Below are 1,785 nucleotides of genomic sequence, written 5' to 3' on the forward strand. Positions count from 1 at the left end.
TGTCGTGGAACTGGGCCACCGGATACGGCGACCTGTGGCGCACCAGCACCGATGTCATCTTCTGGGGCCAGACCCCGACCACCGGCATGATGCTCACCAACTTCGACAAGGGGCTGCACCCCGCGGCCCAGCACACCGGCTACTACAACGACCCCGACATGCTGATGGTCGGCATGAGCGGCCTCACCGCCGCCCAGAACCGGCTGCACATGGGCCTGTGGGCGATCTCCGGCGCCCCGCTGCTGGCCGGCAACAACCTGGCCACGATGAGCACCACCACCCGCGACATCCTCACCAACCGCGAGATCATCGCCATCGACCAGGACCCACGCGGGCTGCAGGGCGTCAAGGTCGCCGAGGACACCCGCAACCTGCAGGTGTACGGCAAGGTCCTCGCCGGCACGGGCAAGCGCGCCGTGCTGCTGCTCAACCGCACGTCCTCGTCGGCGTCCATGACCGTCCGCTGGGCCGACCTCGGCCTGACCAGTGCCTCGGCGTCTGTACGCAACGTGTGGACCGGCACCAACGCCGGTTCCCACTCCACGAGTTACTCCACCACCGTCCCGGCGGGCGACGCCGTCCTGCTCACCGTCTCCGGCACCGAGGCGTCCGGGTCGACCTACGAGGACACCACCACGGCCACCACACCCACGTTCAGTGCCGTCACGACCGGCGCGGCGGGCACCAAGCTGGTGGACATCACCTACGCCAACGGCGGCAGCACGGCCCGTAAGGCGACCATCAAGGTCAACGGCCAGTACAGCTACGTCGTCGCCTTCCCGCCGACCGGCTCGGCCACGACCCATCGCACGGTGTCCGTACTGGCGCACCTGGCCAAGGGCACCAACACCGTGCGCTTCGCGACGGTCTCCGGCAGCACCGCGCCCAACATCGACGCGATCCGTGTCCAGGGCATCCCCGGCACCAACGGCGTGGCCCTCGTCGGCGCCGCCTCGAACCGCTGCGTCGGCCTGGAGAAGAACACCATCACCAACACCTCTCAGGCCATCCTGTGGGACTGCTTCGGCGGGCAGAACGAGACCTTCACGCAGACCTCACGCGGCGAACTCGTCGTCTACGGCAACAAGTGCCTGGACGCCGACAACAACGGCACCGCCAACGGCACCAAGGTCATCATCTGGGACTGCAACGGCGGCACCAACCAGAAGTGGACCGTCCACTCCGACGGCACGATCACCAACGACCTGTCGGGACTGTGCCTCGACGCCGAAGGGGCGGCGACCGCCAACGGCACCAAACTGCTCCTGTGGACCTGCAACGGGCAGACCAACCAGCAGTGGACCCTCAACTGACCTGACCTGACCTGACCTGCACCGCCACACCGCCCGTCGCCGGGCCGACCGTCGAACCGGTCCCGGCGGCGGGCGGTGTCGACTGCCGGGCGGCTGCACCGCCCGAAATCAGTGGGAGGACGGACCGGGCCAGATGGCCGAGGCGTCGTCGCGGTCCAGGTCGGGCAGGCGGATCGGGCGGCCGATCAGCTGAACGTGCCCGACATGTTCACCCGCCTGCTGTTCAGACTCGTCGCCACAGGCATCGCACCGGCCTCCTTCTACCGCACCGACGACCGGGGAAACCGGCCGCGACCGCCGTGTCAGGGCCGGCCGCAGTCGACGCGATCACGCGTCGGACGCTGTTCAGCGGGCCGGAGCGCGGAGGTCCTGCCGACGGTGGAGAAGGTGCCGGGACGGCGGTCTTCTCGTGACGCGCGCCCGTTTCGGCGGCTGAAGCCGCAATGAGAGAAACCTGTCAACGAGCCCAGGA

Annotated in this window: 1 protein-coding gene; it reads left to right on the forward strand. The window is 68.7% G+C overall.

All coding sequences use genetic code 11. The annotated features are described in order from the left end of the window. Positions 1–1,313, forward strand: a 1,313-nt coding sequence (locus ACWD3C_RS48490) for an RICIN domain-containing protein (RefSeq protein ID WP_451155217.1), incomplete at its 5' end; no start/stop codon positions are given. Between the last annotated feature and the right edge of the window lie 472 nt (positions 1,314–1,785).

It is taken from the genome of Streptomyces sp. NPDC002845, from assembly GCF_053591955.1.